This is a genomic window from Pseudomonas sp. DE0157, from assembly GCF_007678615.1.
Lineage (GTDB): Bacteria > Pseudomonadota > Gammaproteobacteria > Pseudomonadales > Pseudomonadaceae > Aquipseudomonas > Aquipseudomonas parafulva_B.
The window spans coordinates 112120-126351 of the sequence record NZ_VEJN01000005.1 but is presented as its reverse complement, the minus strand read 5'-3'; the positions used below and the strand labels follow the sequence as shown (position 1 = coordinate 126351).

Genomic DNA, 14232 nt, shown 5'->3' with positions numbered 1-14232 from the left:
CCACCACTTCTGATTAACTTCTCAGGATGACCGGCAAAAATTTGGAACTATCTTACACCGACCTCAGCCGACAGAGCAGCCTCTTGGTATCGGGTGAGGCTATCGGACGGTTCCGAGATCAGGATGCTTTGACCGCCGTCCATCGACCTAGTTGCCACGATATCCTTGGTATCGCGAGGCACCTGGACGTGTAGCGATCAGGTCGAATACTTGATCTAGGCACTAGGGCTTGACGTACCTTGCTTGTGAGCCCGGGGGCAAAACCATATTCACGACGAGTAAGTGCACCAAGCGCACCCAACAGTGTATTTTTCACCATCACGGTGGTCTAATCCGAGGCTAGTACTTCGTCTTAGGTCGCTGGAGCGAAGTTTCTCAGCGTCATCTGTCTACGACAATACCTTTCGTCCAATTCGAGCCAAATTATGATCTTTGTAACAGGCGGAGCCGGCTTCATCGGCTCAAATTTTGTTCTCCAATGGTGCACCCAACACGCTGAACCGGTCCTCAACCTAGACGCCCTCACTTACGCAGGCAATCTGGCCAATCTTGAGGCGCTGGAGGGCAATGCCCAGCATCGCTTCGTCCAAGGAAGCATCTGTGATGCCGCGCTGCTGACCGAGCTGTTTGCGGAGCATCGACCGCGCGCTGTGGTTCACTTCGCTGCTGAGTCCCACGTAGATCGGTCCATCACTGGCCCTGAGGCTTTCGTCCAGACCAACGTGATGGGCACATTCCGCCTGCTGGAGGCTGCCAAAGTACACTGGAGCAGTCTGCAGGCCACGGAAAAGGATGCATTTCGCTTCCTCCACGTCTCTACGGATGAAGTTTATGGCACACTGACGCCGACCGATCCTGCTTTCACGGAAACTACGCCGTATGCGCCCAATAGCCCTTACTCGGCCAGTAAAGCCGCCAGTGATCACTTGGTGCGTTCCTACTTCCATACTTACGGCATGCCGGTGCTCACCACGAATTGCTCAAATAATTATGGACCGTTTCACTTCCCTGAGAAACTGATCCCGTTGATGATCGTAAACGCGCTGGCCGGTAAAGCGCTCCCGGTCTATGGCGATGGGCAACAAATTCGTGACTGGCTGTACGTTGAAGACCACTGTTCCGGTATCCGTCGTGTTCTGGAAGCCGGCAGGACCGGAGAGACTTACAACATTGGTGGCTGGAACGAGAAAGCTAACATCGACATTGTGCGGACGATTTGTAGCTTGCTCGACGAGATGGCACCTGCTGCAGCGCGCCACGTCATCAACCAAAAGACCGGCAAGCCTGTCGAGCAATACGAAGAGCTCATCGCTTACGTAGCTGACCGCCCTGGTCACGATCGCCGCTATGCCATCGACGCCCGCAAGATCGAGCGTGAGCTCGGTTGGAAACCCGCGGAAACCTTCGAGACGGGCATCCGGAAAACCGTTTCCTGGTACCTTGCCAATCAGGAGTGGGTCAAGGGTGTTATGGACGGCAGTTACCGTGATTGGGTAGCCCAGCAATATGAGGCAAACAAAAGGTGAAAATCCTTCTGCTGGGCAAAAACGGGCAAGTGGGGTGGGAACTCCAGCGTGCGCTAACGCCGCTGGGCGAGCTAGTTGCTCTGGATCGCCAAGGCGCCAATGGTTTGTGTGGCGACTTGTCCAATCTGGATGGTCTAATTGCCACTGTCCGTCAAGTCAAACCCGACGTCATTGTAAACGCTGCTGCCTACACCGCAGTAGACAAGGCCGAGAGCGACCAACCATTGGCCGCGCTAATCAATGCACAGGCGCCTGCCCTGCTGGCTCAGGAAGCGAAAGCTATAGGCGCTTGGCTGATTCATTATTCGACCGATTACGTATTTGACGGCAGTGGCGACCATCGCTGGCTGGAAACCGCGCCTACCGCGCCCCTCTCCGTGTACGGTCGTACCAAAATGGAAGGCGAGCAGGGCATTCTCTCAAGCGGCGCAATGGCCATAGTACTACGCACTAGCTGGGTGTATGCTGCGCGCGGACACAACTTCGCCAAGACCATGCTACGCCTGGCTCAGGACCGTGAAACGTTGAGCGTAGTGGCCGACCAGTTCGGCGCCCCTACGGGTGCGGAACTAATCGCAGATGTCACCGCACATATACTGCGTCGAGTCGCTGGTGAGCGAGGCGACAGCCGGTTGAGCGGTGTTTACCATTTGGCTGCATCCGGCGAAACCACTTGGCATGGATTTGCCCAGCTTGTCCTGACGCACGCGCAGCGCAGTGGCGTTGCGTTAAAAGTAACTGCTGATCGTATTGCTCCTATCAGCACAGATGCTTATCCGGTGCCTGCTCCACGCCCACGCAATTCGCGTCTAGCGCTGGAAAAACTGGAAAACACGTTCAATCTCAAAATGCCGCTTTGGGAGCAAGGTGTGCAACGTATGCTGGACGAAATCCAGCAATAGGGACTCTCATGGCTCGTAAAGGAATTATTCTAGCTGGCGGCTCGGGTACACGCCTGCACCCGGCAACGCTCTCTGTTTCGAAGCAGTTGCTGCCCGTGTATGACAAACCAATGATCTACTACCCGCTGAGTACCCTTTTACTCGCTGGGATTCGGGACATCTTGATCATCTCAACACCCCAAGATACTCCTCGTTTCGAGCAGTTACTGGGCGATGGTGATCAGTGGGGTCTTAACCTGTCTTATGCAGTGCAACCTAGCCCTGACGGCTTGGCACAGGCTTTCACAATAGGCGAAGATTTTATCGGTGGCGACTCATCAGCTCTGGTCCTGGGCGACAACATTTTCTACGGCCACGATTTCCAGTCTCTCTTGCTGAGTGCAGGTCAGCGCAGTGAAGGTGCATCGGTATTTGCGTACCACGTTAACGACCCGGAGCGCTATGGTGTAGCTGAATTCAACGAGACGGGACGAGTGCTATCGCTCGAAGAGAAGCCTAAACAACCTAAGTCCAACTATGCGGTTACTGGCCTTTACTTCTACGACAGCCAAGTCGTCGATCTGGCCCGCAGCCTGAAACCATCACCCCGTGGCGAGCTGGAAATCACCGATCTCAATAACCTTTACCTCCAGCAAGAACAGTTGCACGTAGAGATCATGGGGCGCGGCTATGCATGGCTAGACACTGGCACCCACGACAGCTTGCTCGATGCCAGCCAATACATCGCTACCATGGAACGCCGCCAAGGCCTCAAGGTTGCTTGTCCTGAGGAAATTTGCTTCCGTGCTGGCTGGATCAATGCCGAGCAACTTGAGCGATTGGCTCAGCCTCTGCTCAAAAACGGTTACGGCCAATACCTGCGTAATCTGCTTAACGAAAAGGTGTTCTGATGCACGCTACATCCTTGGCAATACCGGAAGTCTTCCTGTTTACCCCGAAGGTGTTCGGCGACGAGCGTGGCTTCTTCTATGAGAGCTTCAACGCTAACGTCTTCAAGGAAGTGACCGGACTACAGCCTGACTTCGTTCAGGATAACCATTCGAAATCGGCAAGAGGGGTGCTTCGGGGCTTGCATTACCAGCTCGCGCCTCATGCTCAAGGCAAACTTGTACGCGTGGTCCAGGGTGAGGTCTTTGACGTAGCCGTTGATATCCGTCGCTCCTCCCCCACTTTCGGCAAATGGGTCGGTGCGGTGCTTTCTGCAGAAAACAAGAATCAGCTGTGGGTCCCGCCAGGGTTCGCACACGGGTTTGTCACTCTGAGTGAAACCGCTGAGTTCCTGTACAAGACTACAGATTTCTACTCGCCTGCCAGTGAGCGTTGCATCGCGTGGGATGACCCGGAAATTGCAATCGAGTGGCCGATTGATTTCAGCCCGAGCTTGTCTGGCAAGGATCAACTCGGCGTGACGTTGGCTAACGCTGAAGTGTTCGAGTAATCTTGCAAAGGGGCCAAGCCGCGTAAGGCTTGGCCTTGCCAACAACTGCAGCTTAAGCAGTTCTGATTTCCCGGCACCTGGGCTCGCCATAGTAAGAAACGCTTGTGTGCGATTCATCCGCTTCGATGATTAGAGCGGCGCCGCTTTTCCCGGTAACTGACTGACTCTGATGTTGAGCACGCAAGCTTAGGCTTCAGAAAGCAAAAAGATCAGAATCTGCCCCTTCCTTGTAGTCCATTTCCGAAAGATACTCTTCCTCCCTATTTCCCGTTGCGGCCAGTCTGGAAGCGACCTAGTCTCGCCCTGTCGTTAGCTATCAACGACACGGCTTTGACAGGCCGTCACGGTACATAGAGATCAGCTCGTCCTTGATGGCGGCTGTACGTGCGGGCACGCTTGCGTGCGCCGGAACTTGCTATGTCCGCCGGTCTGTCAACCCACGTACAGCTGCCACCCACTTGTTTGACAGCAAGAGGCGGCCGCACAGATCAAAGGACATACGCGATGCTTAAAATCGTCCCCGACCCACCGCACCACATCCACTCCCTTGAAGACACCCTGATCCAAGCCTCGGACCACGCGCTATGCGCCGCGACCGTCGCGCATCAGGCCTTGCTGCTACAGCCCAAATCTCCGGCATCGATTCTGATCATGACGTCTCTGCACGAACTCGAGACGCTGCGGGCCTTGCTGGAGTCAGCGCTTGTGCACGTGCAAAAGCCGAAAGAACCTCGAGCAATGCATTGAAGCCAGCTGGCGCTGCGCCAGGCAGACCATTGCCAAGCAATGGTCGCCCACACCGCAGCACTGGCAGCAAACAATCAGGGAGATCAACCAATGACCGCACACCACACTGGCGTCACCGCCGGCAAAACCAAGTTCTATCAAGGCAAACAGCAAACCGAGCCATTGTTCTGCATCGAACCCGGCATACCGTGCGAGCACGCCCGCGCCCAAGCTTCTGAGCTGATGGGTTACGCACAGGAACTGACCATCAGTGGTTTGATGGACGAAAACCCCGAGCTGGTCTGGGCGGCGTACTACCTAGGCGCGCTGGCCAAGACACTGATGGATGATGCAGATGCCGGTATGGCGAACCCAAGTGTCAGGTGACCGGGCGGGGTCGTCGCTGCCCTGCTCGTAGAAAGCTGGCTTTTCGGATCGCCAACGCCGAACGCACGCAGACCTATGCTGTTGTAGATCGTCCTTTGAGACACATTCAACAGGTATTTAAAATGCTCTATTGCTGATCGAAATCCCCTGTTGCTAATCTGGACCACCTTTTCAACTGGCCATGGATTGGCACTAAATGCTCAGACGACGTTTCTTGCAGTTCACAGGCTTGTCTACTTTGGGCCTGACTGGGGCAGGTAGCCTGATGGCGCAGCCCATGGCTACCTTCCCTCGCCCGGAGTTCTCGGTCACAGGTGTTCAGGTTAGGCTTTTCGGTCCCGCGTTTGCACAATCTACCCGTGTCTTCTTTTTGTCGGACACGCATCTCTGGCAAAGCGACGAGCGTGAATTGCCCTATCGGCAATACAGCCAACGCATGGCCGCCGCCTATAACCAAACGCAGCATTTCCAGACTGGTCAACCGACCAACCCCATGCAGGCGTTCGAAGCAACGCTTGACCTGGCTGCCGAGCAAAAGGTGGATTTGCTGGTTCTGGGTGGCGACATCGTTAGCTACCCGTCCGAAGCTGCTATTGAGTGGGTACAAGGCAAGCTCAAGGCGTGCGGTATTCCCTATACCTACATCGCGGGTAACCATGATTGGCACTACGAGGGTATGACGGGAAGCCAGGATGGCCTACGCCGGGAGTGGTCTGAAAAGCGGTTGAAGCCGTTGTACCAAGGGGCCAACCCCCTTATGTCTACACGCGACGTGAACGGTATCCGCTTTATCGTCATTGATGATTCAACCAACCAGATAGTGCCCGAGCAACTGGAGTACTTCGTCCGGCAGGCTGCGTTCGATGGGCCTGTGGTGTTGGTCGCGCATGTGCCTTTGTACGTACCGGGCAGGCCTATCACGTTCTCGTGTGGCAACCCGTATTGGGGGGCTGCCAGTGACACCCTGTACACCATGGAGCGCCGGGAACAGTGGCCAGCCAAGCACACCGACGTGACCATGGAGTTTCACCGACGTGTGTTTTCAACGCCAAACCTGGTCGGCATCCTGGCAGGCCATATTCACAGTCAGTCGGTGGATGTGTTCAACGGGATTGCGCAATTCGTGGCGCCGCCTAACCTTGCGGGCGGGTATCTGGACGTACGCTTCGAACCGGCCTAAGCAAGCCCGGGGTGCGAACCATCACCGGCAAGCCACCAACGCCTGAATACAGGCGCCAGTGGCGGCCCGAAGGCTATCAGCCGAGGCGTTCAGCCAACACGATTTCGGTTAGTCGTTGCGCGCTTTGAGCCCATGTCAGCGATGGCATGCCCTTGGAGTCAGGATGCTGGCCCTGCTCGAACAAGGCCAGCCAGGCCTTGATGCTCTGAGCCAAATCGGCGGGCTGCTCCCCCTTGAAGTAGTAGGCATGATCCAGCGCTACTTCCCTGAAGATCGGGATATCCCGCGCCAGAATGGGCAGACCATGCTGAGCAGCCTCGATCAACGGCAGGCCGAAGCCTTCACCCACCGAGGTAAACACCAAACAGGCACTGCTGGCGTACACCTGCTCGAGGTACTCGTCGCTGATGCCGGTCAGCCAGAACAGCCGCTGGCCCTGCTGTGGATGCTCACGCAACCGGGCGATAGTCTCTGGTATATCGCGACGTGCTTCATCGCCCAAGGCTTTCCAACCCTCCCCGCCCACGATGGCCAGGTTCACGTCTACCCCTTCGTCCCAAAGCAGCTCGAACGCTTTAAGGGCTTGAAGGTAGGACTTGCGAGGCTCGACGGTACCCACCAGCAGGAAGGTCGGCTTGGCACGCAGCGTGCTCAGCGTTTGTTCGGCACTGGCAGGCATGCCTTTGCTGGGCGCTGAGTTTGCAAGGTCCGCGCCGTGGTGAGACCAATCGATCTGCAGGGCTCGCTTACCCTTGCGTTCCAGGGCCTGCTCTTTGACCCACGCTTGCAAGTCATCGGCCACTGCCTTGGACACGGCGACAACCCCATCCATGCCCGTGAGCACCTTGAGCCACTGGGCAAAACCAGGTTCGGTCCCTGGTGGGAAGACATGGGGCATGCGCAGCGGTAGCAAGTCGTGAAGCATGAACCATACGGCCACCCCGGTATCGCGGTAATACTGGATAAGCCCCGCTTCGTTGGCCCGTACCAGTGTATCGCCGGAGAGGTCCAGGCCAATCAGCACGTCGCCGGCCATTGGATCGACCCGCTCTTCGGTCGCCCAGTCATGCGCAACCCCCAGCATGTCCAGGGTATAGCGACGGGCGCAGTGATAGTTCCAGCTGCCGCTCTTGTCGCTCAGATAAACCGGCTCTATGCGGTAGCCGGCAGGCGGGTTTTGCAGCAGGGCCAGCATCAAGGCGCGGGCTACGCGCTCGATGCCTGTCTTCAAGTCGGAGTGGCTGGTGGCGGTGACGTCCAGGAATAGTCTGCGTTGCGGGCGCATCAACGGCATGTTGAGCGCGATGCACTGCGACAATTGCCGGCGTTCAACGTCGGTCAGGGCCTGGTTACGCGTTACAAGCTCAGTGACCAGGCGGTCTACCCCGGCGCGCGCGGTGCGGTCGAACGCTTCAATGGCTTCGAAATAGGCACGTGCACAGGCAGCGGGGGCGTGCTTGTCGTGGATAACGCTGCGTGCGTGGTTACCGAGTGTGGCGCGCAGCTGCGGGTCGCCGTGCAATGCGTTGATCGCCTCGATCAAGCTGTCAACGGTGCAGTCGTCAGGCAGTAGCCAGACCGCTTCAGCATCGAGCTCGGCCATGGAACCGTTGGCATTGACGACCAGTGGCAGGCCGTAGTTCATGCAGTCCAGCACAGCGGCCGACGTCTCGCCGCGCGATGTGGTACGCAGCTGTATCGCCATGTCGGCGGCCTGAAGGTACTGATGGAAAGTTTCACGCGAGGCATAACCGGTGATCTTGACCGTACTGGCATGGCCGCTGCGGCCAATGGTGTCGAGCAGTTGTTGGCCATACGCACCGCCATGGTTGTCACCGACGAACACCAGCTTGCAGGTCTTGTCCTGCGCCAGCGAACTGCCAAACCACGCATCAAGCACCTGATGGTTGAGCTTGGAAGGGTCCAGGAAGCCGAAGCTGCATACGACAAAATCGTCCTCACCCAACCCCAATTGCCTACGTGCCTCGGCCCTGTCCGGTTGCAGAGCAGGCTCGCGCAGCAAGGGGATGACGTGCCAATTGGCGGGGTCATAGTCGCTGTACCATTGCCGGGCAAGCTTGCAGGAGTAGTCGGAATGAACGATCAGCCCCTGAGCGTGCTGCAGCGGGTGCAGGTTAACGGGGTAATTGAGCCTGGCTGCATCTGCATCCCGGTACAGCTCTGCTGCGGCCTTGTAGCCGTGGCTGGCGTACAGCGCCTTGACCCAGTCATGGGAATAGCCGGCGTGTTGCTCGCGCCAGCTCATCAGGCCGCTCATATAGAAATCATGCAGGACCACGGTGCCAGGCACTGCCTGCATCAACGCCAGCATATGGTCGTGATACGGCGAGTTGCCCATCTGATAGATCACCCGGTCGACGGTGTGGGCATTGTCCAGCAACCACTGTGCATCATGCACATCGAACCCGGCCTGCACCCAGTGCTGTTCATAGCGGTCTTGGACCACGATCAAGCTGATGTGGTAATACTCGGCAAGCGCAGGCAGCAACTCTGCGCTGTAGTCGGCAATGCCTGTGCGCTCGGGCGGTAACGGCGAGACAAAGGCCAGCCTGGGTTTCGGCCCCTGGCCAGGTGTACTGTGCCGTGCGGGCTCGACGGCCGCGATGGCTTCGAAGGCTTCAATGGTGCGCTTTGCTGTCTGGTCCCAAGAGAACCGGCGTGCCTGCTGCAGCGCATGGGCGCGCTGGGCATTCAGAAACGCTTCGTTGCCAAGTGCCTCGGTCATCTTGGCCGTGATGGAGGCAACGTCGAGGGGATCGAAAAGAGCTGTTTCCAAGCCGATGACTTCAGGCAGGCTGGAGGTGTTGGCGGCGATCACTGGCGCACCACAGGCCATGGCCTCCAGCGCCGGCAGACCAAAGCCCTCATGCCAGGATGGGAAGACGAAGAGCTCGCACAGGTTGTAGAGCTGTACCAGCTCTTCTTCGGTCACGTAGTTGGTGAAGCGCAGTTCATCCTCGCGCAAGCCGGCTTTACGCGCCTCCTGCATCAACCCCATCCGGTCGCCTTCGGACATCTTCCCGGCGAACAGCAGCTGGTGGTGCTGACGCAGGCCGCTCTCGAGCCTGGCAAAGGCCTGGATCAAGCGCGGCAGGTTCTTGCGTTCGTCCGCCCCGCCGGTGTACAGCACGAATGGCCTGTCGAGCCCGAACTTGGCCTGAAGCGCTTGCGCATGGGCCGGGCTAACTTCACATGGCTTGAAGTGGTCGTCGATGGCAGTCGATACGTTTACGACGCGCTCGGCTGGCACGCCGAGGGTATCCAGTGTTTCCTGACGGGAAAAGGCCGAGATGGCCAGCAGCCCACTGGCGCGCTGTAGGTGCCCTACCTTGCGCATGTAGTACTGCTCGTAGCTGGGGTTGGGCTTGAGGTAGTGGTCGGGGTTGAGCAGCGGAATCAGGTCATAGAGCGAGACGGTGACCGGGACTTGGGTATCGAGCAGCCCTACGCTGCTGATCGCATCGTCGATGTAGCCTTCGAACAAGCTGGTGATGTGAATGACGTCCGGCTTGAGGCTGGCGAGAAACGCCTCTCGTATCAACTCGGCATTCTGGCGGCGCGCCGTGTTGCCAGGGTCGATCTCCTGGACCGGGCCTGGGGCGTGCCAGACCCGAATGTTCTCCTGGGGCAAAAGCCCCTGGAATGCTTCGCGAATGCCTTCGATGGTATGCGCGAACAGGCCATTGAGTGCCAGGAAGACTTCGTGATCGCCGCGATTACGGACGATGCCCTGGGCAAAGGACAGTGTATAGCGACCAATGCCGCGGAAGCGGCTTTCGGTCTGTGCCCCTTGCATGTCAATAACAATACGCATCAACGCACATCCTTAATCTTGGTCGCTTTCTCGAACTTGTGTAACACCTCCAGCCCGCGTGCCGACAAGGTGTCATCGACAGTGCCAGCAGCCATGGCCTGCATCATGCCTGGCATTGAGGAGGCGACAGGATGTGCACCGGCCAGGCCGTGATGACGGGCAAACTGGCGCAGCCTCGAGGCCAGAGGCGGGTATTGGTTGATCAAGTTGACCAGCTTGCGTTTGGCCTCCGGACGCGCGGCCGCCTGGCGGATTAGCACTACCAGCCCTTTGCGCACTACGGCCTTGCTGCGCTGTAGCAGGCCGCGGGTTACCCGCTTGCCCTGCACCACGGCTACCCGCATGGGCTTGGTCATGAACCAGGAGGTGCTGGTCAACAGCGCCTGTACCCGCTGCTCGCTGAGCGCGGCACGTTCCTCGGCTGCAGCCGCGTGGGCCTGACTGGCCTGCAATTGTGCCTGGCTGGCCGCCGCATGCGCTTCGTGCTCCTGGGCCTTTTTTGCCCAGCGGTCAATGTCTGCCTGGGAGGCGCGAAGTTGCGCGTCGATCGCTCGGTTGGCCTGGATATGGCTTTGTACTTCATCGGCCAGCTTCGCCCGCTCCTGCTGAAGTTCAGCCAGGTGGCGTTCGTAGACTTGCGACATCCGATCGCTTTTCTCGTCCAGTGCTCTCAGACGGTCTTCGATGCGGGAGCTTGCAGCGTTTTGATGGGTTTCCACGTGGTGCACATGCTTTTTGATTGCTTGAAGAGCACTTTCGATGCTGCTCATCCACAGCACGCTCGACGTGTCGGGCACTGGCTCATCGCTGTGCTCTGAAAGCCCCTGCAACGTGTCGAGCAGCAACTGGAAGCTCCAGGTACCCACCGGCTTGCTCCAGAGGCTGTTCATCCAGTTGGCGTACGGTTGCGGCAGGCTGAACGGGCTGATGGCAATTTCACGCAACGGCATTGGCTTATCGACGCTGCCAGTCACCACCTCCTTGACGAAAATCATGAAGGCCAGATAAAGGTTGTGTGGCCAGACACAGTCAGTGGGCTGGTTGCCGATGGAGCCGAAATCTATGAGCCGAGCCTTGCCGCCGGTATCGAGCATCACGTTCCATACCCGGACATCGTCGTGATAGAAACCATGCTGTTCCAGCAAGGCCAGCTGCCTGAGTACATCCAGCAATACCGCCTGCTTGTTCAGCGGCTCACCTCTGGCAATCACGTCGAGTAGCAATTGCCCCTGGATCCGGTCAGTCACCAGCCAGCTTTCTGTAGCGTTCGCGCCACTGACATGATGGGCCGGGGCGTCGAACCCTGCAGGCGGATGCAGAAGAAACTGCGCCTCGCGCTCCAGTTCAGTTCGGTTTCGAGCACCGAATGTGCCATCGACCCGAAAGACTTTGACGAAATAGTCATCACTCTCGTAATAACGGCGTGCGCCCTGGTGCGCACCATCTGCCAGTGCGTGAGAGTCGGGGGTCCAAGAGCTGATACGCTGACCGATCCCTTCGAGGTACCAGATCTGGTTACTGGCAACATAGAGGGGGCGCTGGATCTCGGCCAGGTGGGTGGAGTGTCGCGCAAGCTCATGCAGGAAGGCGCTGTTTTCGAGCAAATAGCGTGGGTCTTCCGGTTGGGCCGGGCCCCAGTACAACGGCTCTTCAGCCACTGCAAACTCACCCACGAAAACCACGACTTTGTGCAGCAACTGCTCAAGCAGCGCCTTTATGTGCTCTTTGCCCAAGTCGTATACCAAATGGTGGAACACACTCAGGCCCAACACCATATCAAACTGCCCAGGCTCGACCGTTTCGAGGAAGTCCTGCACCTTGCCGAACGTGAACTGAGCCTTGTACTCGGGGTGTTCGGCCAACAGGGCGCGACATACCTGGACGTTCTGCTCCAGATAGTCGATGCCGTGCACCTGCGCGCCCAGAGCTGCCAGGTTGAGGCTGAAAAAACCTTGTGCACAGCCCAGGTCAAGCACTTTCAGCGGGCGGCCCTGGATACGTTCCACCACCTTGTAGATACCCACTATATGCGCCAGGCGGTCATGGCTGGTGCGCGAGCTGCCTTCGGATAATTCGGGGTGGCCAAAAATGGGCTGATACAGCTCCGGCAGACTGGCTACCTGCGACTCGATAGTGCTCATTTGGAGGGTACCTCAAGGTGCTTTCCGCATTCTGAGAATGCAGATTGCATATCAACAATTCCTGAAAACTGCATTGGCCTGGTGACATTCAGCAAAACAGAATCGTAACGGCGGTCCAGCGGTTGCAAGTCATGCAGCGGATCACCGGCCGAGACGCCGAAGGACACCAGGTAGTGACCTGCATTCAGGTGCATGGGCACCGAGAAGCGAAACACCTTGATGTCACCGGCACGTGCGCGAATGGTGTCGGCACTTTTACCCGCCAGGAAGGAGTTCGTGCCGTACAGGAAAATGCCTTCCAGCGTTTTGAGCAGAAAGCCCGGGACTACGCTGTCGTAGTCCTGATCGAAGCGAACCTTGAAATAGAAGTCCACCGGGCTGTTGCTTTCAATCTGCGAAGGGTACTGCACGCCATCGGCGACTATCAGGTAATCGAGAATGGTCGCGCCCGTGTGCCCCCACCGGTATTCTTCCTTGCGGTAACCAGGACGGGTATGGAAGTCGTCCGTTGCGCCTTCGAGCATCTTCGAGCTCAATTGCTGTTCCACTTCTGCGCTCACCGCCTTCAGCACTGGCGCTTTTCCGAACAACTCGTCCAGGTAACGGTTGGTGACGTCGCGCGCACTACCGTCCATCTCGACGCGGCCGTCCTTGAGCATGATGGCACGCTCGCAGTGCTTCACGACGTCGCCTGGGCTGTGCGAAACAAGAATCAAGGCCGTGCCCTGCTTCTTGAATTCGGCAATGCGCGTGTAGCACTTGGCCTGGAAGTAGGCATCGCCCACCGAAAGTGCCTCGTCCACGATCAACACATCAGGGCGAAACGCCGTGGCCACTGCAAAGGCGATACGCATCTGCATGCCACTCGAATAGGTGCGCACGTGGGTATCGAAGTATTCGCCAATTTCGGCAAACGCTTCGATCTCGGGCATCACGCGATCGATTTCTTCAGAGCTGAAGCCCATCAGGCCGGCCACGTGCCGCACGTTCTGCCGCCCCGTAAGCTCGGGGTTGAACCCCATGCCCAATTCCAGGATAGCGGAGATGCGCCCGTTGATGCGCACTTCACCCTGCGTGGGTTGGAGCGTACCTGTGATCATTTTCAGCAGGGTCGACTTACCGGCACCGTTCTTGCCGACAATGCCGATAGCTTCGCCCGCTTCGATCGTGAAGCTGACGTCGTTCAGGATCCAGTGCTCGGCCGAGGGCTTGAGCGGCACAAAGAACCAACGGGCAATACGCTGCCATTCGGAGCGGTAACTTCTGTAGGCTTTCCCCAGGTTACTGACTTTCACAAGGCTCATAGGGAATCCACCATCTCTGCCGACGCACGCCGGAACATGAACAGGCCGATGACCATCAGGCCCACGGCGACGGCGGTGATCATGCCGGTTTCATCCAGGTTCGGTGTACGGTTGTAGACCAGTACGTTGTGATACCCGGTCACGATCGGGTACATCGGGTTCATTTGCAGCACGCCCTTCATGTACTCCGGGATGATGTTCACCGAGTAAACGATCGGGGTAAACCAGAACCAGACCTGCAGAATGATAGGCACCACTTGCCCGATATCCCGCAAAAACACGTTGAGCACACCAAGAATCAGGCCAATGCCCACAGCCAGGGCCACCACTGCAAACGTCAAGGGCAGCAACCACAAGGCTTGCAACGTCGGCGGCTGGCCAAATGCAGTGAACACCGCGACCACTGCAACGAACAGCAACAGGTTGTTGAGCAACGCCGTACCTACCACGATCACTGGCAAGGTAATGCGCGGGAAGCTCATTTTCTTCATCAGGTTGCCCTGCTCGATAAAGAGCGTGAGGCATCGGCTGACAACCTCAGCGAACAGGTTCCACGCCAGCATCCCTGCCATCAGATACAGGGCGTACGCGTACTTGTTGTCTAAGCCGGGCAGCTTGGCGCCTAGTACATTGGACAGAATCAGCGCATAGATCGCCACTTGCGCCAGTGGATGAATGATCATCCACAGACCGCCTAACTTCGATCGCGAAAAACGAGCGATAAATTCGTTGCGGATCGACGTAACCACGAAGTTACGGTAGCTCCACAAACCTCTCAACATGCCTAGCATGG

General features: G+C 57.7%; 11 protein-coding genes. 7 read left to right on the top strand and 4 right to left on the bottom strand.

Annotated features, from left to right (window positions below):
• Window positions 1-425: 425 nt before the first annotated feature.
• The 7 genes from rfbB (at window position 426) to FS777_RS08700 (ending at window position 6159) form a co-directional block, all read left to right on the top strand.
• Window positions 426-1526 carry a dTDP-glucose 4,6-dehydratase gene (gene rfbB / locus FS777_RS08730; protein ID WP_145255063.1) on the top strand — a complete coding sequence of 367 codons (1101 nt, stop codon included), beginning with the start codon at window positions 426-428 and terminating at the stop codon, window positions 1524-1526.
• Complete coding sequence (rfbD, locus tag FS777_RS08725; RefSeq protein WP_145255058.1) at window positions 1523-2428, top strand: dTDP-4-dehydrorhamnose reductase; 906 nt, start codon at window positions 1523-1525, stop codon at window positions 2426-2428. Before rfbB ends, rfbD begins: the two co-directional genes overlap by 4 nt.
• Window positions 2429-2436: 8 nt before the next feature.
• Window positions 2437-3318: a glucose-1-phosphate thymidylyltransferase RfbA gene (rfbA, locus tag FS777_RS08720; protein ID WP_145255055.1), complete on the top strand. Its 882-nt coding sequence runs from the start codon at window positions 2437-2439 to the stop codon at window positions 3316-3318.
• Window positions 3318-3866, top strand: coding sequence for a dTDP-4-dehydrorhamnose 3,5-epimerase (gene rfbC, locus FS777_RS08715; protein ID WP_145255052.1), 549 nt, complete (start codon window positions 3318-3320; stop codon window positions 3864-3866). Before rfbA ends, rfbC begins: the two co-directional genes overlap by 1 nt.
• A 504-nt stretch (window positions 3867-4370) precedes the next feature.
• The gene (locus FS777_RS08710) at window positions 4371-4613 is read left to right on the top strand and encodes a hypothetical protein (RefSeq protein WP_145255049.1); all 243 of its coding nucleotides are present in this window, start codon (window positions 4371-4373) and stop codon (window positions 4611-4613) included.
• Window positions 4614-4703: 90 nt separating this feature from the next.
• Window positions 4704-4979: a DUF3077 domain-containing protein gene (locus FS777_RS08705; protein ID WP_145255046.1), complete on the top strand. Its 276-nt coding sequence runs from the start codon at window positions 4704-4706 to the stop codon at window positions 4977-4979.
• A gap of 277 nt (window positions 4980-5256) precedes the next feature.
• Window positions 5257-6159: a metallophosphoesterase gene (locus FS777_RS08700; protein ID WP_178091254.1), complete on the top strand. Its 903-nt coding sequence runs from the start codon at window positions 5257-5259 to the stop codon at window positions 6157-6159.
• Between the two features lie 76 nt (window positions 6160-6235).
• On the opposite strand, the gene FS777_RS08695 is transcribed toward FS777_RS08700, so the two are convergent.
• From FS777_RS08695 to FS777_RS08680, 4 genes are read right to left on the bottom strand one after another with little or no spacing between them, the layout of a single operon-like run.
• Window positions 6236-9994, bottom strand: a complete 3759-nt coding sequence (locus FS777_RS08695; RefSeq protein ID WP_145255040.1) for a glycosyltransferase — start codon at window positions 9992-9994, stop codon at window positions 6236-6238.
• Window positions 9994-12135 (bottom strand): methyltransferase domain-containing protein, encoded by a 2142-nt coding sequence (locus FS777_RS08690; RefSeq protein WP_058638469.1) that lies wholly within the window; start codon window positions 12133-12135, stop codon window positions 9994-9996. The genes FS777_RS08695 and FS777_RS08690 overlap by 1 nt, the downstream gene beginning before the upstream one ends.
• Entirely contained in the window at window positions 12132-13439 is a 1308-nt protein-coding gene (locus FS777_RS08685) for an ABC transporter ATP-binding protein (protein ID WP_078478152.1), read from the bottom strand. Before FS777_RS08685 ends, FS777_RS08690 begins: the two co-directional genes overlap by 4 nt.
• Window positions 13436-14230 carry an ABC transporter permease gene (locus tag FS777_RS08680; RefSeq protein ID WP_145255036.1) on the bottom strand — a complete coding sequence of 265 codons (795 nt, stop codon included), beginning with the start codon at window positions 14228-14230 and terminating at the stop codon, window positions 13436-13438. The genes FS777_RS08685 and FS777_RS08680 overlap by 4 nt, the downstream gene beginning before the upstream one ends.
• Between the last annotated feature and the right edge of the window lie 2 nt (window positions 14231-14232).